This window comes from Serratia sp. 2880STDY5682894, from assembly GCF_001537385.1.
In the GTDB taxonomy this organism is placed as follows: domain Bacteria; phylum Pseudomonadota; class Gammaproteobacteria; order Enterobacterales; family Enterobacteriaceae; genus Serratia; species Serratia nevei.
Map to the genome: position 1 here is coordinate 64,784 of NZ_FCJA01000008.1, position 18,447 is coordinate 83,230.

At 61.3% G+C, this 18,447-nt stretch carries 19 protein-coding genes; 7 read left to right on the plus strand and 12 right to left on the minus strand.

Features of this window, described 5'->3' with window-relative positions; all coding sequences use genetic code 11:
• Positions 1-17 precede the first annotated feature (17 nt).
• Positions 18-1,370, plus strand: coding sequence for a glycerol-3-phosphate transporter (gene glpT / locus AWX27_RS17930; protein ID WP_047729425.1), 1,353 nt, complete (start codon positions 18-20; stop codon positions 1,368-1,370).
• Between the two features lie 83 nt (positions 1,371-1,453).
• The gene (gene glpQ, locus AWX27_RS17935) at positions 1,454-2,533 is read left to right on the plus strand and encodes a glycerophosphodiester phosphodiesterase (protein WP_015376272.1); all 1,080 of its coding nucleotides are present in this window, start codon (positions 1,454-1,456) and stop codon (positions 2,531-2,533) included.
• 194 nt (positions 2,534-2,727) lie between these two features.
• Here the strand turns inward: glpQ and yigL are convergent, their stop codons facing one another.
• Both yigL and pldB read right to left on the minus strand, forming a co-directional pair.
• On the minus strand, positions 2,728-3,525 hold the full coding sequence (gene yigL, locus AWX27_RS17940) for a sugar/pyridoxal phosphate phosphatase YigL (RefSeq protein WP_019452532.1): 798 nt from the start codon (positions 3,523-3,525) through the stop codon (positions 2,728-2,730).
• 4 nt (positions 3,526-3,529) lie between these two features.
• Entirely contained in the window at positions 3,530-4,573 is a 1,044-nt protein-coding gene (gene pldB / locus AWX27_RS17945; RefSeq protein WP_060424198.1) for a lysophospholipase L2, read from the minus strand.
• 147 nt (positions 4,574-4,720) lie between these two features.
• Here pldB and rhtB point away from each other — a divergent pair, with 147 nt between their 5' ends.
• On the plus strand, positions 4,721-5,341 hold the full coding sequence (gene rhtB, locus AWX27_RS17950) for a homoserine/homoserine lactone efflux protein (protein ID WP_025304879.1): 621 nt from the start codon (positions 4,721-4,723) through the stop codon (positions 5,339-5,341).
• A gap of 48 nt (positions 5,342-5,389) precedes the next feature.
• Here the strand turns inward: rhtB and rhtC are convergent, their stop codons facing one another.
• The 3 genes from rhtC to pldA are packed head-to-tail and all read right to left on the minus strand — an operon-like array spanning position 5,390 to position 8,777.
• Positions 5,390-6,010, minus strand: coding sequence for a threonine export protein RhtC (gene rhtC, locus AWX27_RS17955; RefSeq protein WP_060424200.1), 621 nt, complete (start codon positions 6,008-6,010; stop codon positions 5,390-5,392).
• Between the two features lie 12 nt (positions 6,011-6,022).
• Complete coding sequence (gene recQ / locus AWX27_RS17960; protein ID WP_060424201.1) at positions 6,023-7,855, minus strand: ATP-dependent DNA helicase RecQ; 1,833 nt, start codon at positions 7,853-7,855, stop codon at positions 6,023-6,025.
• Positions 7,856-7,898: 43 nt separating this feature from the next.
• Positions 7,899-8,777: a phospholipase A gene (gene pldA / locus AWX27_RS17965; protein WP_004934270.1), complete on the minus strand. Its 879-nt coding sequence runs from the start codon at positions 8,775-8,777 to the stop codon at positions 7,899-7,901.
• A 203-nt stretch (positions 8,778-8,980) separates the two neighbouring features.
• Here pldA and AWX27_RS17970 point away from each other — a divergent pair, with 203 nt between their 5' ends.
• On the plus strand, positions 8,981-9,451 hold the full coding sequence (locus AWX27_RS17970) for a thioesterase family protein (RefSeq protein WP_033649641.1): 471 nt from the start codon (positions 8,981-8,983) through the stop codon (positions 9,449-9,451).
• Positions 9,452-9,517: 66 nt separating this feature from the next.
• Positions 9,518-10,405, plus strand: a complete 888-nt coding sequence (gene rarD / locus AWX27_RS17975) for an EamA family transporter RarD (RefSeq protein WP_060424204.1) — start codon at positions 9,518-9,520, stop codon at positions 10,403-10,405.
• Positions 10,406-10,421: 16 nt separating this feature from the next.
• Here rarD and corA read toward each other — a convergent pair whose 3' ends face one another.
• Positions 10,422-11,372 (minus strand): magnesium/cobalt transporter CorA, encoded by a 951-nt coding sequence (gene corA, locus AWX27_RS17980; protein WP_004934262.1) that lies wholly within the window; start codon positions 11,370-11,372, stop codon positions 10,422-10,424.
• Between the two features lie 445 nt (positions 11,373-11,817).
• On the opposite strand from corA, the gene AWX27_RS17985 reads away from it, so the two are divergent.
• Complete coding sequence (locus AWX27_RS17985; RefSeq protein ID WP_025160392.1) at positions 11,818-12,291, plus strand: WbuC family cupin fold metalloprotein; 474 nt, start codon at positions 11,818-11,820, stop codon at positions 12,289-12,291.
• A 45-nt stretch (positions 12,292-12,336) separates the two neighbouring features.
• On the opposite strand, the gene uvrD is transcribed toward AWX27_RS17985, so the two are convergent.
• The 6 genes from uvrD to AWX27_RS18015 all read right to left on the minus strand — a co-directional run bounded on the left by uvrD (position 12,337) and on the right by AWX27_RS18015 (position 18,014).
• Complete coding sequence (gene uvrD, locus AWX27_RS17990) at positions 12,337-14,499, minus strand: DNA helicase II (protein WP_038874108.1); 2,163 nt, start codon at positions 14,497-14,499, stop codon at positions 12,337-12,339.
• A 78-nt stretch (positions 14,500-14,577) separates the two neighbouring features.
• Positions 14,578-15,294, minus strand: coding sequence for a 5-amino-6-(5-phospho-D-ribitylamino)uracil phosphatase YigB (gene yigB, locus AWX27_RS17995; protein WP_060424207.1), 717 nt, complete (start codon positions 15,292-15,294; stop codon positions 14,578-14,580).
• Entirely contained in the window at positions 15,294-16,205 is a 912-nt protein-coding gene (gene xerC / locus AWX27_RS18000; RefSeq protein ID WP_033654013.1) for a tyrosine recombinase XerC, read from the minus strand. Before xerC ends, yigB begins: the two co-directional genes overlap by 1 nt.
• The gene (locus tag AWX27_RS18005; RefSeq protein WP_060424209.1) at positions 16,202-16,915 is read right to left on the minus strand and encodes a DUF484 domain-containing protein; all 714 of its coding nucleotides are present in this window, start codon (positions 16,913-16,915) and stop codon (positions 16,202-16,204) included. Before AWX27_RS18005 ends, xerC begins: the two co-directional genes overlap by 4 nt.
• Positions 16,912-17,736 (minus strand): diaminopimelate epimerase, encoded by an 825-nt coding sequence (dapF, locus tag AWX27_RS18010; RefSeq protein WP_049200051.1) that lies wholly within the window; start codon positions 17,734-17,736, stop codon positions 16,912-16,914. The genes AWX27_RS18005 and dapF overlap by 4 nt, the downstream gene beginning before the upstream one ends.
• A gap of 71 nt (positions 17,737-17,807) precedes the next feature.
• On the minus strand, positions 17,808-18,014 hold the full coding sequence (locus tag AWX27_RS18015; protein WP_080432960.1) for an LPS translocon maturation chaperone LptM: 207 nt from the start codon (positions 18,012-18,014) through the stop codon (positions 17,808-17,810).
• A 78-nt stretch (positions 18,015-18,092) separates the two neighbouring features.
• Between AWX27_RS18015 and cyaY the strand changes: the two genes are divergently transcribed.
• The gene (gene cyaY / locus AWX27_RS18020) at positions 18,093-18,413 is read left to right on the plus strand and encodes an iron donor protein CyaY (RefSeq protein ID WP_049200053.1); all 321 of its coding nucleotides are present in this window, start codon (positions 18,093-18,095) and stop codon (positions 18,411-18,413) included.
• Positions 18,414-18,447 lie beyond the last annotated feature (34 nt).

The following is an 18,447-nucleotide window of genomic DNA, read 5'->3' on the forward strand; positions in this document are numbered from 1 at the left end:
AGCCATCGGAGGCGCTCATGTTGAGTATTTTTAAGCCGGCCGCACACACCGCCCGTGTGCCGAGCGATAAGGTAGACCCGCTCTACCGTAAGCTGCGCTGGCAAATTTTCCTGGGGATCTTCTTCGGTTACGCCGCTTACTATCTGGTGCGTAAGAACTTCACCCTGGCCATGCCTTACCTGATCGAACAAGGCTTCAGCCGCGGTGACCTCGGCTTCGCGCTGTCGGGCATCTCCATCGCCTACGGCTTCTCCAAATTCATCATGGGTTCGGTCTCCGACCGTTCCAACCCGCGGGTGTTCCTGCCTGCCGGCCTGATCCTGGCGGCGGCGGTGATGTTGTTCATGGGCTTCGTGCCGTGGGCCACCTCCAGCATCGCCATCATGTTCGTCCTGCTGTTCCTGTGCGGCTGGTTCCAGGGCATGGGTTGGCCGCCGTGCGGCCGCACCATGGTGCACTGGTGGTCGCAGAAAGAACGCGGTGGCATCGTTTCCATCTGGAACTGCGCCCACAACGTGGGTGGCGGCCTGCCGCCGCTGCTGTTCCTGCTGGGTATGGCCTGGTTCAACGACTGGCACGCGGCGCTGTACATGCCGGCCTTCGGTGCCATCCTGGTGGCCCTGATCGCCTTCGCCCTGATGCGCGACACCCCGCAATCCTGCGGCCTGCCGCCGATTGAAGAGTACAAAAACGACTATCCGGACGACTACAGCGAAAAAGACGAAGAAGAGCTGACCGCCAAGCAGATCTTCATGCAGTACATTCTGCCGAACAAGCTGCTGTGGTACATCGCGGTCGCCAACGTGTTCGTCTATCTGCTGCGTTACGGCATTCTGGACTGGTCGCCGACCTACCTGAAAGAAGTGAAACACTTCGCGCTGGACAAGTCGTCCTGGGCCTACTTCCTGTATGAATACGCCGGTATCCCGGGCACCCTGCTGTGCGGCTGGATGTCGGACAAAGTGTTCAAAGGCAACCGCGGCGCCACCGGCGTGTTCTTCATGACGCTGGTGACCATCGCCACCGTGGTGTTCTGGATGAACCCGGCCGGTAACCCGACCGTGGACATGATCTGTATGCTGGTCATCGGCTTCCTGATCTACGGCCCGGTGATGCTGATCGGCCTGCACGCGCTGGAGCTGGCGCCGAAGAAAGCCGCCGGCACCGCCGCGGGCTTCACCGGTCTGTTCGGCTACCTGGGCGGCTCGGTTGCGGCCAGCGCCATCGTCGGTTACACCGTGGACTTCTTCGGTTGGGACGGCGGCTTCATGGTGATGATCGGCGGCGGCGTGCTGGCGGTTATCCTGCTGCTGCTGACCATGCTGAACGAAAAGAAACACCACGCGGAAATCGCCGCCAAGCGCGGTTAAGCGTCACACGACTTTTGCATGATTTAAAGGCCGCCCTGCGGCCTTTTTACTACCCTGCCCCCAACAACACGGAGAAAAACGGAATGCGGACTCAAGTCAAAGCCCTGCTGACAGGGATCATTCTCGCCACCTCGATGGTCAGCGCCGCACAGGCGGCGGACAAAGTGGTGATCGCCCACCGTGGCGCCAGCGGCTACCTGCCGGAACACACCCTGCCGGCGAAAGCGATGGCCTACGCCCAGGGCGCCGATTACCTCGAACAAGATCTGGTGATGACCAAGGACAACGAGCTGGTGGTGCTGCACGACCATTACCTCGATCGCGTCACCGACGTCGCCGAACGCTTCCCGGACCGCGCGCGCAAAGACGGCCGCTACTACGCCATCGACTTTACGCTGGCGGAGATCAAATCGCTGAAGTTCACCGAAGGCTTTGAAATCGAAAACGGCAAGAAGGTACAGGGTTATCCTGGCCGCTTCCCGATGGGCAAATCCGACTTCCGCGTACACACCTTCCAGGAAGAGATCGAGTTCGTGCAGGGTCTGAACCATTCGACCGGCAAAAACATCGGCATCTACCCTGAAATCAAGGCGCCGTGGTTCCACAAACAGGAAGGCAAAGACATCTCCAGCAAAGTGCTGGCGGTACTCAAGCAGTACGGTTACACCGGCAAGAACGATAACGTCTACCTGCAGTGCTTCGACGCCAACGAGCTCAAACGCATCAAGAACGAGCTGGAGCCGAAGCTGGGCATGGATCTGAAGCTGGTGCAGCTGATCGCCTATAACGACTGGCAGGAAACCTACGAGCAGAAAGCCGACGGCAAGTGGGTAGAATACGACTACGACTGGATGTTCAAGCCGGGCGCGATGAAGAAAATCGCTCAGTATGCCGACGGCATCGGGCCGGACTACCACATGCTGGTGGTCGCGGATCAATCCAAGCCGGGCCACATCGTGCTGACCGACATGGTGAAAGAAGCGCATGCCAGCAAGCTGGCGGTGCACCCGTTCACCATCCGCGCCGATGCGCTGCCGAAGTACGTGACCGACGTGAACCAGCTGTATGACGTGATTTACAACCAGGCCGGCGTCGACGGTGTGTTCACCGACTTCCCGGACAAGGGCGTGCAGTTCCTGCAGAAGCAGGGCCAGCACAAGTAATGCCAAGGGCGCCGCAAGGCGCCCTTGAATTGCTGACAAAGGAGGAAAAAACGTGGTTTTTCCTCCTTTGTGGATATCAGTCGAAAATCAATAAATTGATTTTCCTTGTTTTTTAGATATTGCCCACTGTCAGCTCGGCAACGTCATCCGGTTTATCATTGACTTTAAGGGCGCCGCAAGGCGCCCTTGTTATTTCAGAGGAACATCTTGCGCAGGTAGTGCGGCACCGCGTTATCGACGTTGGAGCCGATCACTTCCAGCTCCGGCAGCATATCCTTCAGGCGCTGATGCGCATCGCGCATGATGCAGCCCTTACCGGCCATCGACAGCATCTCCAGATCGTTCATGCCGTCGCCGAAGGCGATGCACTCTTGCAGCGTATAGCCGATGATCTTGGCCACTTCTTCCAGCGCATGCCCTTTCGACACGCCGCCCGCCATCACTTCCAGGCAGGTCGGGAACGAGAAGCTGACGTTGACCCGATCGCCCCAGCGCGCGTTGATGGCATCTTCCACCTGCAGCAGCCGCTCGTGATCTTCGCAGGTGAAGTAAACCTTGCAGACGCCGTCGGTTTCCAGCAGGCCCGGCTCGAACAGCTGATATTTGAACACCGACTCCTGGAAGAACTCTTCCTGCTCAGGGCTTTCGCGGTTGATGAACCAGTCATCGTTGCGGTAGACGTTGGTGGTGATCTCCGGATCGTCGTGCAGCATGCCGTACAGATCGCGGGCGATATCCCCGTCCAGGTTATGGCTGAAAATCAGCTCGCCGGCGGTGTTGTGCACCCGCGCGCCGTTAGAGGTGATCATAAAGGCGCTGATCTCCAGGCTGTCGCGGATCTGCGCCACGTCGATATGGTGGCGGCCGGTGGCGAACACGAAATGCACGCCGCGCTGGGTCAGCAACTTCAGCGTTTCTTTGGCGTACGGCGACAGGGTATGGTCGGGAGACAGCAGCGTGCCATCTAAATCGGAAGCGACGACGTGATACATAGCGTTATGTTCTAACCTCTGATGGAGTTGTCGGCGGCAGCGCGCCGCCTAAGTGTTGAGCAAAGAAGCGCAGGATTGCGTTCAGTGCTTCGGCGCGCATCGCGTCCCGCTCGAACAGGATCTCATGGCGTGCGCCGTTGATAACCCACGGGAGCCCCCCTTCGCAAGGGCGCCCCGCGTCTGACAGAGCCTGACAAAAAGCCTGATGCGAACGGTTGTCGACCACCCGTTCCTCACCGGCCTGCAAAAGCAACAGCGGCGTTGTTATCTCCCCGGCCTGAGCGATAATCTGCCGGCCGGCGCGGATGCTCTCCCGCACCCAATGGTAGGTCGGCCCGCCCACCTGCAGCTCGGGGTAATCGGCGTAATAGCGCAGGCTGCGCCGATAGCGCTCGCGGCTGTGGGTCAACACGTTGACCACATAGGGCAACGGACGCCACTGGCCGGTGCCCACCGCGTAGTAGTCGCGGATCGCCGGGCGCGTCTCCGCCCAGTCGAGAATGCGGTCGGCCAGCCAGCCCGGCATCGGCAACTGGATGCCGAACATCGGCGCGCAAAACGCCGCCGCGTCGAATGCCTGCGGCCGGCGCTGCAGGAACTGCGCCAGGATCGCACCGCCCATCGAATGCGCCAGCGCGAAGCGCTGCCGATAACCGCGCGATTCGACCTCGCGCTGCCAAAGCTGCTCGAAATCGTCCACGTAGTCGGCGAAGTTTACCACATGACCGCGGTGCGTATCCGCCAGTAAACGGCCGGAGCGCCCCTGGCCGCGATGATCGACGATCACCACGTCGTAACCGCAGTGGAACAGATCGTAGGCCACCTCGGGGTATTTCACGTAGCTTTCGATGCGGCCGGGGCTGACCACCACCACCCGCTGATGTCGCGCGGAGCGAAAACGCACAAAGCGGATCGGCACGCCGTCCACGCCGCTGAACTCGCCCTCTTCCCGCAGCCGCCAGAAGTCCAGCAGCGGCCCGGTGGCGAAGGCAGCGAACTGCGTTTCACGCGTTAACCAGTCATCGGAGCTGAGAGTGAACGAGGTCATCGAGAGCGTTTTCCCTGTGGGGCCGGCGGAAAATGTGACCGCTGGCACAAGAAATCATACTAGCGTATTGTGATTCAATTCTTACAAAAAACGGCGCCGCCTCGGCGCATTGTGGCACAAAACGACACTTTCAGGGAGCCGAGAACCATGACCTTGGACTGGTGGTTAACCTACCTGCTGACCACGCTTATCCTCAGCCTGTCCCCCGGCTCAGGCGCCATCAACACCATGAGCACCGGCATCAGCCACGGCTATCGCGGCGCCGCCGCGTCGATCGCCGGGCTGCAGGTCGGTCTGAGCGCGCACATCGTACTGGTGGGCATCGGCCTCGGCGCGCTGATATCGCAATCGCTGCTGGCGTTCGAGCTGCTGAAATGGCTGGGCGCCGCCTACCTGGTGTGGCTCGGCATCCAGCAATGGCGCGCCGCCGGAGCGCTGGATCTGCATGCGCTGGCGGGCAGCATGCCGCGCCGCCGTCTGTTCCGCCGCGCGGTGCTGGTCAACCTGACCAACCCGAAAAGCATCGTGTTCCTCGCTGCGCTGTTCCCGCAGTTCATCTTGCCTAATCAGCCGCAGGCCGAGCAGTATCTGGTGCTCGGCGTCACTACCGTGGTGGTGGATATTCTGGTGATGATCGGTTACGCCACCCTGGCGACGCGCATCGCCGGCTGGCTGAGAACGCCGCGCCAGATGCAGCTGCTCAACCGGGTGTTCGGTTCGCTGTTCATTTTGGTGGCAGGGCTGCTGGCGACCGCCCGCAAAGCCTGACAAAAAAGGCCGGGCATCGCTGTTCGGCCTTGGGCATGTCACCGCCGGTCAGCGGGTAAAGATCAGGTGTAACCCGAAGCCGGTAAACAGCACGCCCGCCACCCCGTCGATCCACTTGGCCAACCGCTGGTAGCCGCGGCGCATCGCCGGCAGCGCGAACACCACCGCCACCAGGCTGAACCAGACGAAGGTCTCGGCGACGATCAGCAGGAACAGTCCCCAGCGCGCCCCGGCGCCGACGCTGTCGCCAACGAACAGCGAGAACACGCTGCCGAAATAGATCACCGCTTTCGGGTTGGACAGATTGGTCAGGAAGCCGCGAATAAAGCTGCGCCCGGCCTTCGGCAACGCCACCTGAGTCTCCGCCGCCGGCTGCGCTTGCTGCGCCCGCGCGGAACGCAGCAGCTGCCATCCCATCCAGCACAGGTACATGCCGCCGCCGACCATGATGATCTGATGCAGCCAGGCCATCTTCTGCAGGATCAGATGCAGCCCCATCAACGCCACGCCGGCCCACACCACGATGCCGAGCGAAATACCGACCACGCCCATCATCGCCTCGCGGCGCGAGCGGCTGGCGGCGGTTTGCGACACGAAAAAGAAGTCCGGCCCCGGGCTCATCAGCGCAATCAGATGTACCAGCGCCACGGTAAGAAACAGCATCAGCATGATTTATCGCCCTCAGTCTTCATCATTGTCGAGATGGTCACGGATCATCGCCATAAAGGGCGCGCCGAAACGCTCCAGTTTGCGCTGGCCGACGCCGTTGACGCTCAGCAGATCGCCGGCCTTGATCGGCATCTGTTCGGCCATTTCCAGCAGCGTGGCGTCGTTGAACACCACGTAAGGCGGAATGTTTTCTTCGTCGGCGATCGATTTGCGCAGTTTGCGCAGCTTGGCGAACAGCTTGCGATCGTAATTGCCGCCGTAGGATTTCTGGTTGGCGCTGCTGCGCGACTTCAGGCTCTGGATGCGCGGCACCGCCAGCTGCAGCGCCACCTCGCCGCGCAACACCGGACGCGCCGCCTCGGTCAATTGCAGCGCCGAGTGCATGGCGATGTTCTGGGTGATAAAGCCCAGGTGGATCAGTTGACGCAGCACGCTGGTCCAGTGTTCGGTGGTTTGATCGCGGCCGATGCCGTACACCGGCAGCTTATCGTGGCCGTATTCGCGAATGCGTTGGTTGTTGGAACCGCGCAGCACTTCCACGATGTACCCGAGGCCGAAGCGCTGGCCGACGCGGTACACGCAGGACAGCGCCTTGCGCGCGTCCTCCAGCCCGTCGTAGCGCTTGGGCGGATCGAGGCAGATGTCGCAGTTGCCGCAGTTCTCGTGCTTGCCTTCGCCGAAGTAGTTGAGCAGCACCAGACGGCGGCAGGTTTGCGCCTCGGCGAACGCGCCCATGGCGTTCAGCTTGTGGCGCTCGATGTCCAACTGCTGCCCGGCGGGTTTTTCCTCCAGGCAGCGGCGCAGCCAGGCCATGTCGGCCGGATCGTACAGCAGGATGGCTTCGGCCGGCAGGCCGTCGCGCCCGGCGCGGCCGGTCTCCTGATAATAGGATTCGATATTGCGCGGGATGTCGAAATGCACCACGAAGCGCACGTTGGGTTTATTGATGCCCATGCCGAAGGCGACGGTAGCCACCACCACCTGCAGATCGTCACGCTGGAACGCTTCCTGCACCTGCGCGCGGCGATCGTTGTCCAGCCCGGCGTGGTAGGCGCCGACGCTCAGCCCGCGGCTTTGCAGACGCGCGGCGGTGTCTTCCACCTTGGCGCGGCTGTTGCAATAGATAATGCCGCTCTTGCCGCGCTGATCCTGCACGAAGCGCCACAGCTGATCGAGCGGTTTGAATTTTTCCACCAGCGTGTAGCGGATGTTCGGCCGGTCGAAGCTGCTGACCTGCACCAGCGGGTCCTGCAGCGACAGCAGGCGCACGATATCGCCGCGGGTGGACTCGTCGGCGGTGGCGGTCAGCGCGATCACCGGCATCGACGGGAAGCGCTGTTTCAGCTGACCCAGCGCGCGATATTCCGGCCGGAAGTCATGGCCCCACTGCGAAATACAGTGCGCCTCATCCACCGCCAGCATCGCCGGCGGACAGTGATCGAGCAGGCTGAGGAAACTTTCCATCATCAGCCGTTCCGGGGCGATGTACAGCATCTTGATGGTACCGTTGCGGCAGCCGGCCATAACGTCCAGCTGCTCCTCGCGGGTTTGCGTCGAGTTGTAGCAGGCGGCGGAAACGCCGTAGGCCAACAGTTGGTCGACCTGATCCTTCATCAGCGAGATCAGCGGGGAAACCACCAGGGTCAGGCCGTCCATCACCAGCGCCGGGATTTGGTAACACAACGACTTGCCGCCGCCGGTCGGCATCACCACCAGGCAATCCTGCCCGCCGATCGCGGCGTTGATAATCGTTTGTTGGCCCGGACGGAATTGCTGGTAGCCAAAGGTATCGCGCAATACCTGCTCGGCCAGCAACTCTCTGTTAATCACTGCTGCGGTTGACACACACTTCCCCATTTTTTCATCGGTACACACCCACCGGGTATGATTACATAATATCGTTCAGCATGACACCAACGCCCACCCGTGTCTGCCGGAAGTTGTAGTCGATCAGCGATTCGCCGTAGCCGCTGAACACCTGGGTATAGAAGCGCACGTTGCGGGTAATCGGATAGCTCCAGCCCAGCTCCGCGCCGCCGTAGCCGCTGTTCCAGTTGTAGTGGCTGTCGACGCTGAACACGCTGTCGCCCCAGGCGTAACCGACCTTCAGCCGGTAGTATCCCATGTATTTGGTGATGTCCGGGTTGTCGTCGTTGCTCGAGCTCTCCGAGAAACGGAACCAGGGCTTGAGATCCACCTGCCAGTTGCCGTTTTGCGCCATCAGCCGCGCATAGCCGCGATTCCAGCTGCGCGACGTCGGATCCGAACGGCCGTTAGACTGATGGTTAACGCCGATTTCAACATCGCGCAGCGTCCAACCGGCAAAACGGTAATCGGTCGCCCACCCCACGAACAGCTGCGGCTCGTAGTTGGTTTCGCGGAACGGCGAAGACTCGCCGCGGTTGGACAATTGCCACCAGGAGCGCTGAGTATAAGACGCGCCGAGCACCGAGTTGTCGCCGGCAATGCCCCGCCACAGCGGAAACGCCAGGCTAAGCTGGTATTTCACCTCGTCCTTGCGCGCCTTGTCGGCCCAGTTGTACGTCTTGATGGCCTCTTTGTTGATATCGCTGGTGTCGGTGTACAGCAGATAATTGGGATCGTAAGGATACAGCGTGAACGGATTATCGTGCTCCTGCAGCAGGTTGGCGATAATGCTGCCACGCACCGCCGGCTTATCGTGAATCTGCTGCTCTTTGGCTTCCTCAGCCAATGCCAGCGCCGGCATCAGCAGCGTGGCGGAAACGATCCCTGACAAAATGCGCATAACCTCTCCTCACTCCAACGAAAAAGGGCAAGCCCGGAAAAAATCAGGCCATTTTACACACAAAGGAGGCTTTACCGCAGCGCAGGCCGGTTTTATTGGAATAGTCTGGAAAGCAACAAAGGTTAAGCATAAAATCAACATTCCATTAACCTGGACTGACCAGTTAGCTCCCTTAAAACGCAAAAGAAAAACGGAAACCCGCTATGTCGACCACACCACTGACCCTGGAAGCCGCCCGCCGCAAGATCGGCGAAATTTTTGTCTACCACATGCCGTTCAACCGCGAGCTTGGTCTGGAGCTACGCCGCTTCGACGATGATTACGTCGAGCTGAGCTTCACCAACCAACGCAAGCTAGTGGGCAACGCGGCACAGGAAATTCTGCACGGTGGCGTGATCGCCGCGGTGCTTGACGTCGCCGCCGGATTGGCCTGCGCTGGCGGCGTGCTGACGCGCCTGGAGCCGCTGATCGAAGAGGAGATCGCCGCCAAGCTGTCGCGCATGGGCACCATCGATCTGCGCGTCGATTACCTGCGCCCCGGCCGCGGCGAGCACTTCGTCGCCTCCGCCAGCGTGCTGCGCAGCGGCAACAAAGTCGCCGTCGCGCGCGTAGAGCTGCATAACCACGACGGCCTGCATATCGCGAGCGCCACCGCCACCTATCTGGTCGGCTGATGATTGTGTGCGGTGAGCGTCTTCAGTACACTCACCGCATCTTACGTTCCCCACCCGAGTGACGTCATGGACGCAAAGCAAACGCGTCAGGGCATTTTCTTCGCCCTGGCCGCCTATTTTATGTGGGGCATCGCCCCGGCCTATTTCAAACTGATTCAGCAAGTGCCCGCCGATGAGATCCTCACCCACCGGATCATCTGGTCATTTTTCTTCATGCTGGCGCTGATCTCGCTGGGCCGCAGCTGGCCGAAAGTGCGGGCCGCCTGTCAAAATCGCAAACGGCTGCTGCTGCTGGCGGTCACCGCGCTGTTGATCGGCGGCAACTGGCTGCTGTTCATCTGGGCGGTGAACAACCACCATATGCTCGAGGCCAGCCTGGGCTACTTCATCAACCCGCTGGTTAACGTGCTGTTGGGGATGCTGTTTCTCGGCGAACGCTTCCGCCGCATGCAGTGGGTGGCGGTGGCGCTGGCGTTCACCGGGGTGCTGGTACAGCTCTGGCAGTTCGGCTCGTTGCCGATCATCGGTCTGGGGCTGGCGTTCAGCTTCGCCTTCTACGGCCTGCTGCGCAAGAAAATCGCCATCGACGCCCAGACCGGCATGCTGATCGAAACGCTGTGGCTGCTGCCGGTGGCGGCGGCCTATCTGTTCCTGTTCGCCGACAGTCCCACCAGCCACCTGAGCGCCAACCCGTGGTCGCTGAACCTGCTGCTGGTCGCCGCCGGCATCGTCACCACCGTGCCGCTGCTGTGCTTCACCGCGGCGGCCACCCGGCTGCGCCTGTCGACACTCGGTTTCTTCCAGTATCTCGGCCCGACGCTGATGTTCCTGCTGGCGGTCACCTTCTACGGCGAAACCGTCGGCCAGGACAAACTGGTGACCTTCGGCTTTATCTGGGCGGCGCTGATCCTGTTCACCCTCGACGCGCTCTATACCCAGCGCAAGCTGCGCTGAGCCCGGCGCCGCCGGGTTACAGCCAGTTCTTGCGCTTGAAGTACAGGTAAGGGGCCAGGCCGGCCAGGATCATCAAGGTGATGGCGCCCGGGTAGCCGAACGACCATTTCAGCTCCGGCATGAATTCGAAGTTCATGCCGTAGCTGGAGGCCACCAGCGTTGGCGGCAGGAACACCACCGACACCACCGAGAAGATCTTGATGATGCGGTTCTGCTCGATGTTGATGAAGCCCATCGCCGCCTGCATCAGGAAGTTCACTTTCTGGAACAGCGATTCGTTGTGCGGCAGCAGGGATTCGATGTCGCGCAGCACTTCACGCGCCTGCTCCAGCTGGCCGGTCGGCAGACGCGCCTTGCGCACCAGGAAGTTGAGCGCGCGCTGGGTATCCATCAGACACAAACGCACCTTCCAGCCGATATCTTCCAGCTCCGCCAGCGTCGACAGCGCGGCGTCGTATTCGTCGCCCTGATGCCCTTCCATGATCACCCGGCTGAGCTGTTCCAGATCGCTGTAGATGTTCTCTATCTCGTCCGCCAACTGCTCAATCTTGGTTTCGAACAGATCCAGCAGCAGTTCGTAGGCGTTGCCTTCGAGCATGGTCTGGTTGCGGGCGCGCATGCGGTACAGGCGAAACGCCGGCAGTTCACGCTCGCGCAGGGTATACAGGCGGCCGTCGCGGATGGTGAACGCCACCGTGGAATTGCCGGCGTGATCTTCCGCGTCTTCAAAGTAGAAGAAGGAGTGGATATGCAGACCGTCTTCGTCTTCGAAGAAACGGGCGGAGGCTTCGATGTCGTCCAGCTCGGGACGCGTCGCCAGGCTTTGTCCCAGCTCATTCTGCACGCGCTCACGCTCGCCCTCTTCCGGCTCGACCAGGTCAACCCACAGCGATGACGTAAGATCATCCGAGTCGTCCAGCTCCAGACGGGACAAGCGGCGGTTATCTAATTTAAAAGCGCTCAGCATGTGCCAAAACTCCGTGAAGGTAACGGGTGCGGACAACGCGTTGAAGCACAGAAACAGAGGGGATGCGTATCACCGATTTGTTTCAGACCATGAAGAGATCTGACTCATAGCGACGCTTTGCGGGGTCGCCGACAACCACGAAGGCTATCAGCAAAAACGGAGAGCCTTAGAAGTTATACCTGCGGCGCAGGTCAGTGAGCCAGTATCTACTGGGTGTGTCCAAGGCGTCTGTCCTCAATGATAATAGTGCGCGCATGTTACGCCGAGAGGAAAAAGCCTGTCAACACGTTAGGCGGGATAATTGCGCAACAAATCATCACGATGATCAATGGTAAAAATGGCGCTTAAACCGTGCTGAAAAAGTCGCGGCGATCGCTTACCGCCACCAAGAATGTTGTTAAGATGACATCACCCTAATGGTACGACAAGCATGCGGATTTAAATGATGAAACAGATTACCGCCCATGAACTGACCGCGATGAGCGAACAGGCCGCCAGCGTGGCCCGCCTGCGCGCGCACCGCACTTTACACGAAGAGTTGAGCGACCCGGTGCAACGCCTGGCGATCGCCATGGAACCCGGCACCTATATCCGCCCGCACCGTCACCCGCAAACCTGGGAATTGCTGACGCCGCTGCGCGGCCGTTTTGTCGTGTTGCAGTTCAACGATGACGGCGTCGTCACGCAGCGCACCCTGCTCGGCGAAGAAACCAAAGTGCTGGAGATGCCGGCATTTACCTGGCATGCGGTGCTGTCGGTCGATGCCGGCGGCGTGGTATTCGAAGTGAAGCAGGGCCCGTATCAGGCACTGACCGAAGAGGACTGCATGCAATGGGCGCCGCAGGAAGGCGGCGAAGGCACCGAAGCGGTGATGCGCTGGTATGCCACCGCGCAGGTCGGCGATCGCTACCCTCACTGATAATGAACGATTGCAGGGGCATGCCCCTGCAACTCTCCCCTCTCTTTATACCGTTTCCAGGCGAGCGTAGGCCGCCACCAGCCACTTGATGCCCTCGCCCGGGAAAGCGATCTGCAGCCGGCTGTGCTCGCCGCTGCCCTCCAGATTGACGATGGTGCCTTCGCCAAACTTGGGATGGCGCACGCGCTGGCCCAGCTTGTAACCAGTATCGTTCTCGCTGATCGGCGTACCCATGCGGCGGTGATTGACCGGGCGCGATACGCTGGCGCGCAGGCGCACTTCTTCCACACACTCTTCCGGCAGCTCGCCGATAAAGCGCGACGGCCGGTGGTAAACCTCTTTACCGTACAGACGGCGCGTTTCGGCATAGGTCAGCGTCAGCTTCTGCATGGCGCGCGTTACGCCCACATAGGCCAGGCGGCGCTCCTCTTCCAGACGGCCGCCTTCATCCAGCGACATCTGGCTCGGGAACATGCCTTCTTCCATGCCGACGATAAACACCAGCGGGAACTCCAGGCCCTTGGCGGAGTGCAGGGTCATCAGCTGCACCGCGTCCTGATAGGCGTCGGCCTGGCCTTCGCCCGCCTCCAGGGCCGCATGTGACAGGAACGCCTGCAGCGGCATCAGATCCTGATCTTCTTCCTGATAGCTGAACTGGCGCGTCGCCGTCACCAGTTCCTCAAGGTTTTCGATGCGCGCCTGCCCCTTTTCGCCTTTCTCCTGCTCATACATGATGAACAGCCCGGAATCGCGGATCACCCGGTCGGTCTGCACGTGGAGCGGCATGTCGGCGGTTTCATGCGCCAGCGACTCCACCAGTTCGATAAAGCGCTGCAGCGCCGACGCGGCGCGGCCGGCCAACACTTTGTCCTGCATCAGCTCGCGCGTCGCCTGCCACAGCGTCAGCTGGCGATCGCGCGCCGCCTGGCGCACCACGTCGAGGGTACGATCGCCGATGCCGCGCGTCGGGGTGTTGACCACGCGCTCGAAGGCCGCATCGTCGTTGCGGTTGGAAATGAGGCGCAGGTAAGCCAGCGCATCCTTGATTTCCTGGCGTTCGAAGAAGCGCTGGCCGCCGTAGATGCGGTACGGCATCGCCGTCTGCAGCAGCGCCTCTTCCAGCACGCGCGACTGGGCGTTGCTGCGGTACAGGATGGCGCAGTCGTTCAGCGCCCCGCCGTTGTCCTGCCAGGTCTTGATGCGGTTGACCACGAAGCGCGCTTCGTCGAGTTCGTTGAAGGCGCAGTAGATGGAGATCGGTTCGCCTTCGCCGCCTTCGGTCCACAGGTTTTTGCCCATGCGCCCGTCGTTGTTGGCGATCAGGGTGTTGGCCGCTTTCAGGATGTTGCTGGTGGAACGGTAGTTCTGCTCCAGGCGGATGGTTTCCGCGCCGGGGAAATCTTTCAGGAAGCGCTGGATGTTTTCCACCTGCGCGCCGCGCCAGCCGTAGATCGACTGGTCATCGTCGCCGACGATCATCACGTTGCTGTTGCCGCCCGCCAGCAGACGGATCCAGGCGTACTGGATGCTGTTGGTATCCTGGAATTCGTCCACCAGCACGTTGGTGAAACGTTCGCGGTAGTGGTTGAGGATATGCGGCTTGTTCAGCCACAGCTCGTGCGCGCGCAGCAGCAGCTCGGCGAAATCCACCAGCCCCGCGCGATCGCAGGCTTCCTGATAGGCCTGGTAGATGCGCAGCCAGGTGGCCTCTACCGGGTTGTTGTAGGTCTCGACGTGCTGTGGCCGCAGGCCCTCGTCTTTCTTGCCGTTGATGTACCACATCGCCTGACGCGGCGGCCACTGCTTCTCGTCGACGTTCAGCGCCTTGATGATGCGCTTGAGCAGCCGCAGCTGGTCGTCGCTGTCGAGGATCTGGAAATCCTGCGGCAGGTTGGCTTCCAGATGGTGGGCGCGCAACAGACGATGCGCCAGGCCGTGGAAGGTGCCGATCCACATGCCGCCCTGGCTGGTGCCGATCAGATGTTCGATACGGTGGCGCATTTCCGCCGCCGCCTTGTTGGTGAAGGTCACCGCCATGATCGAATACGGCGAACAGTTCTCCACCGACAGCAGCCAGGCGATGCGATGCACCAGTACCCGGGTCTTGCCGCTGCCCGCCCCGGCCAGAACCAACAGGTTGCTGCGCGGCGCCGCCACGGCTTCACGTTGTTTTTCATTCAGGCTGTCGAGCAGATCGGAGACGTCCATAGGCACCACTAATGGTTAAGGGAAAACCCGCCGCTGGCGGGTTTTTCACTGGAAATTTATACAGAGTTCTGGCAGGGATTATAACAATGCTGTCAGCGATGCCAACTGCGAAATCTCAATATGCGGCAACAGGCGGCTGTCGGCGGCCCGCATCAGATCCCGTTGCCGATCGTTGATCCAACAGGCCTGCAGCCCCGCGCGCAGCGCGCCGGCGACGTCGGTAGTCAGATCGTCGCCCACGTGCAGAATCTGCTCGGGCGCCACGCCCAGCCGCTCGACGGCCAGGTGATACATGTCCTGGTACGGTTTGGCGCGGCCGTCCGGCCCGGAGCGCAACACGAACTGGAAATAGCCGTCCAGGCCACACTGCGCCGGATCGGCGTTGCCGTTGGTGATCGCCACCAGCGGATAGCGCGCGGCCAGCGCCTTCAGCGTGGCGTGGGTCGCTTCCGGTACCTCGATGCGGCTGCGCCACAGCGCGAAGTTTTGCATCGCCGCATCGGCCCCGATCGCCGCGTCGGCATCGCGCAGCCCCTGCCGGCTCAGCGCCAGATGAATAGCGCGCCAGCGCCACTGGGTGACGTCGTGGTAGATCTCCGGATCCTGCTCGCACAGCTCCTGACGCAGGCGGTGGAAATCCGCCGACTGGAAGCTGTTCAGACCGGGATGGTAGCTCTGCAGGAAGGCCACCGACTGTTGTTCGGTCTGTCTAATCACCGGGCGATTGTCATACAGCGTGTCGTCCAGATCGAAAGTCAGCGCCGCCAGCGGGCGCAGCGGGCGATAAAAATGCATCAGGATTTCCCCCGTTTGGCGCGCGGATGCGCGGCATCGTACACGTTCGCCAGATGTTGAAAGTCGAGGTGGGTATAAATTTGCGTGGTGGTCAGGTTGGCGTGGCCGAGCAGCTCCTGCACCGCGCGCAGATCGCCGCTGGACTCCAGCATGTGGGTAGCGAAGGAGTGGCGCAGCTTGTGCGGGTGGATATGGCTGTTGACGCCCTGTTTCACACCCCATTCGGCGAAGCGCTTTTGCACGTTGCGCGTCGAGATGCGCCGCCCCTGATTGGACAGGAACATCGCGTCATCTTCCGGCCCGAACAGATCGCGCATCGCCAGCCAATGTTCCAGCCAGGTGACGGCGGTGCGCCCGATCGGCAATTTGCGCTCTTTGCTGCCTTTCCCCATCACCCACACCTCGCCGGCGGCCATGTCGACATGGCGGCAATCCAGCCCCACCAGCTCGGAGAGGCGCAGGCCGGCGCCGTACATCACCTCCAGCATGGCGCGATCGCGCACCGCCAGCGGATCGTTGAGATCGATCTCCAGCAGCTGGTTCATTTCATCGACGTCGATGTTTTTCGGCAGATGGCGGCCGCTGCGCGGCGTGCGGATGCCTTTGGCGGGGTTGGCGTGCAATACGCCCTGGCTGACCAGCCAGTCGAGGAAACTGCGCAACGAAGAGAGCCGCAGCGCCAGGCTGGCGGACTGCAGGCCGGCGCGTTTGCTGCGCGCCGCCAGCATGCGCACCCGGGCGGCGTCCAGCGCCGTCCAGTCGGTGACGCCAATCTCCTGCGCCAGGCGCATCAGCGCCGCCAGCTGGCGCGAATAGCTGAGCTGCGTCAGCGGGCTGAGTTGCCGTTCTACCTTGAGATAACGCAGAAAAGCGTCCACCGGCTGCTGCAGGCTGGGCGCAATCGGCGTCATGCGCGTTCGACCCAGCGTTCCAGCAGTTCCGGCAGCATGCGCGCCAGTTGATTGAGCATCACCGTGCCCATGCCCTGCTGATAGTGTTGCGTATCGCGGCTGCTGAAGATCACCATGCCCAGTTCGCCGTCGTCGCCCAGCATCGACAGCGCCACCGAGCCAATCTGGCCAATCTGTTTGGCCTGCGGCAGCAGCAGCAGCAGTTCGGGGCCGTTCAGGCCGCCGAGGTAGTGTTGTTCGCTGCCCAGCCGCTGAATGCGGAACGGCTCGAACGCCGAACGCGTCAGCGCCAGGTGGGTAAAGTCGGAAGGCGCGCCGATCTTCCAGCGTTCGGCGAACAGGCGCACCGTGGCACCGGCCAAACCGAAGCCGCGCGCCCAGCGCTGCAGCCGGTTGAGCATGTCCTGCAGGCTATCGGCGGTGGCCAAATCGGCCTGCAGGTGCAGCAACCGGGCGAACAGCGCTTCGTTGGCGCTGGCCTGTTCCATCAACAGCGTGATCTCTTCTTCCAGCCGTTCGATGTGATTGCGCTGGCGGGCCAGATGCCATTCCACCAGCGAAACGGTGCCGCGCACCGGGTGCGGCACGCGCATCTGCTCAACCTGGCGTGCATTGCGAATAAAGAAATCCGGGTTCTGCAGCAGATACTGCATCACGGTGTCGTCATCCAGCGCCAGGCCGGCGACGCTCTGTTCTTCTACGCTCTTCATAGATGAATAAATCCGTCATAGACATGGGTTGCCGGGCCGGTCATAAACAGCGGGTTGCCCGGCCCTTTCCAGCGAATATGCAGGCTGCCGCCCGGCAGTTCTACATGCACCTCTTCTGACAGCAATTCCTGTTGGATCCCCACCGCCACCGCCGCACAGGCGCCGCTGCCGCAGGCCTGCGTTTCACCGGCGCCACGCTCGTAGACGCGCAGCTTGATGTGATCGCGGCTGACCACCTGCATAAAGCCGATGTTAGCCCGTTCCGGGAAGCGCTCATGCCCTTCCAGCACCGGCCCGAGCAGCTCCACCTTGGCGGTTTTTACATCATCCACCTGCAAAACACAATGCGGGTTGCCCATCGACACCACGCCGCACAGCACGGTCTGTTCCGCCGCGCGCATGATGTAGGTCTTTTCGGCCTTGGCGGCGCGGAACGGCACCGCCTGCGGATCGAAGTTCGGCTCACCCATGTTGACGCACACCAGATCGTCGTCGGTGACGCTGAGCACCATGCGCCCGGTTTGGGTGCTGACGCGGATATCGCGCTTGTTGGTCAGCCCTTTCAGCCGCACAAAGCGCGCGAAGCAGCGCGCGCCGTTGCCGCACTGCGCCACTTCGCTGCCGTCGGCGTTGAAAATTCGGTAGTGAAAATCCAGCTCGGGATCGTAAGGCGGTTCTACCACCAGCATCTGGTCAAAGCCGACGCCCAGGTGCCGATCGGCCAGCCGGCGGATCAGCTCAGGTGAAAAATAGACATTCTGTGTAACGGCATCGACCACCATAAAGTCGTTGCCCAGACCGTGCATTTTGGAGAACTGCATATCATACTCCGCTATCTGGACGCGCTATCCGTCTTGATTTTGCGGCGGCGCTCGCCACCGCAAACAGGGTGTTACTGGTCGACCATCGACGGTTTTTGCTGAGAGCCAGACTGCTCCTGCCGGTTCTTTTGCACCTGATCGCCCGTTTGCACCGGCGGCTTGGCCGGTTTTTGGCCGGCGGAATCGGCAGGTGGGAAGTAAAGCGGGCCCTTCAGACCACAGCCGGCGAGGCCGGTAAGCAGAACTGCCATCAGCGCATAGCGTAGTTGTTTTTTCATTTGCATTAATGCCTGTAATTCATGCGTCCAAGGTCTCTATAATCGCAGGTGGATCATGAAAAGCAATAGGAATTGAATATGAACGACAGCGAGTTTCATCAGTTGGCCGACCAGCTGATGCTGAATATTGAAGAGACACTGGACGATTTTGACGGCGATGCGGACATCGATTACGAAACCAATGGCGGCGTGATGACGCTGAGCTTCGAAAACGGCACCAAAATCGTCATCAACCGCCAGGAGCCGCTGCACCAGGTGTGGCTCGCCACCAAGGCCGGCGGTTACCACTTCAACTACCGCGACGGCGTCTGGCTATGCGATCGCAGCGGGCAGCCGTTTTATCAGCTGCTCAGCGAAGCGGCCAGCGCACAGGCCGGTGAGGAACTGCAGTTTTCCTGAGGCGATGCAGGGCTCGGCAACCGAGCCCTTGCGG

Bases quoted from the DNA above. Each gene is read 5' to 3' on its own strand.
- pldB (WP_060424198.1), bottom strand. From the start codon at position 4,573: ATGACCTCGTTCACTCTCAGCTCCGATGACTGGTTAACGCGTGAAACG.
- AWX27_RS18015 (WP_080432960.1), bottom strand. From the start codon at position 18,014: ATGAAAAAACAACTACGCTATGCGCTGATGGCAGTTCTGCTTACCGGC.
- cyaY (WP_049200053.1), top strand. From the start codon at position 18,093: ATGAACGACAGCGAGTTTCATCAGTTGGCCGACCAGCTGATGCTGAAT.
- corA (WP_004934262.1), bottom strand. From the start codon at position 11,372: ATGCTGAGCGCTTTTAAATTAGATAACCGCCGCTTGTCCCGTCTGGAG.
- rhtB (WP_025304879.1), top strand. From the start codon at position 4,721: ATGACCTTGGACTGGTGGTTAACCTACCTGCTGACCACGCTTATCCTC.
- AWX27_RS17970 (WP_033649641.1), top strand. From the start codon at position 8,981: ATGTCGACCACACCACTGACCCTGGAAGCCGCCCGCCGCAAGATCGGC.
- AWX27_RS17985 (WP_025160392.1), top strand. From the start codon at position 11,818: ATGAAACAGATTACCGCCCATGAACTGACCGCGATGAGCGAACAGGCC.
- xerC (WP_033654013.1), bottom strand. From the start codon at position 16,205: ATGACGCCGATTGCGCCCAGCCTGCAGCAGCCGGTGGACGCTTTTCTG.
- dapF (WP_049200051.1), bottom strand. From the start codon at position 17,736: ATGCAGTTCTCCAAAATGCACGGTCTGGGCAACGACTTTATGGTGGTC.
- glpT (WP_047729425.1), top strand. From the start codon at position 18: ATGTTGAGTATTTTTAAGCCGGCCGCACACACCGCCCGTGTGCCGAGC.
- yigL (WP_019452532.1), bottom strand. From the start codon at position 3,525: ATGTATCACGTCGTCGCTTCCGATTTAGATGGCACGCTGCTGTCTCCC.
- rarD (WP_060424204.1), top strand. From the start codon at position 9,518: ATGGACGCAAAGCAAACGCGTCAGGGCATTTTCTTCGCCCTGGCCGCC.
- AWX27_RS18005 (WP_060424209.1), bottom strand. From the start codon at position 16,915: ATGAAGAGCGTAGAAGAACAGAGCGTCGCCGGCCTGGCGCTGGATGAC.
- rhtC (WP_060424200.1), bottom strand. From the start codon at position 6,010: ATGCTGATGCTGTTTCTTACCGTGGCGCTGGTACATCTGATTGCGCTG.
- uvrD (WP_038874108.1), bottom strand. From the start codon at position 14,499: ATGGACGTCTCCGATCTGCTCGACAGCCTGAATGAAAAACAACGTGAA.
- yigB (WP_060424207.1), bottom strand. From the start codon at position 15,294: ATGCATTTTTATCGCCCGCTGCGCCCGCTGGCGGCGCTGACTTTCGAT.
- pldA (WP_004934270.1), bottom strand. From the start codon at position 8,777: ATGCGCATTTTGTCAGGGATCGTTTCCGCCACGCTGCTGATGCCGGCG.
- glpQ (WP_015376272.1), top strand. From the start codon at position 1,454: ATGCGGACTCAAGTCAAAGCCCTGCTGACAGGGATCATTCTCGCCACC.